Below are 449 nucleotides of genomic sequence, written 5' to 3'. Positions count from 1 at the left end.
TCGGGATGGAACTCGATCACGCCCTGCCCCGCCGCGGTGGCCAGCTGTGCGGCGCCTTCGAACTGCACCTGCAGCTGTGCCGGCAGCTCACCGTGGCGCTGGTTGGCCCCCTCCCAGCGGCGCCGTGCCGGTTCGATCACGAAGCGCTGCGGTTCGCCGCGGGCGATCGCTTGCGCGCGCACCATGCGCAGCTGGCTGGCGATGTCCTTGCCGGCGCTGCGCAGCTGCATGCCGGCGAACCCGCGCGACAGGCCGGCGGCGGTGATCAGGCCGATCGCCGCGATCAATGCGATCACCAGCAGCATTTCCAGCAACGACAGTCCAGCCGCGCGCCTGCCGTGCAGGCGCGGGCGTGGCAACCGGCGCGGCAGGAAGTGCGTCATGCGCGGTTACGGCTGGTAGCGGATGTCAGCGTCGACGCTGCTGCCGCCAGCCTTGCCATCCTTGCC

1 protein-coding gene is annotated in these 449 nt (G+C 71.3%); it reads right to left on the bottom strand.

The window, feature by feature from the left end:
• On the bottom strand, positions 1–383 hold a 383-nt coding region (xpsH, locus tag D7X55_RS46420), incomplete at its 3' end, for a type II secretion system protein XpsH (RefSeq protein ID WP_121725754.1).
• Between the last annotated feature and the right edge of the window lie 66 nt (positions 384–449).

It is taken from the genome of Corallococcus sp. AB049A, assembly GCF_003668885.1.
GTDB lineage: Bacteria > Myxococcota > Myxococcia > Myxococcales > Myxococcaceae > Corallococcus > Corallococcus interemptor.
This window is presented reverse-complemented; position numbering and strand designations above follow the sequence as displayed.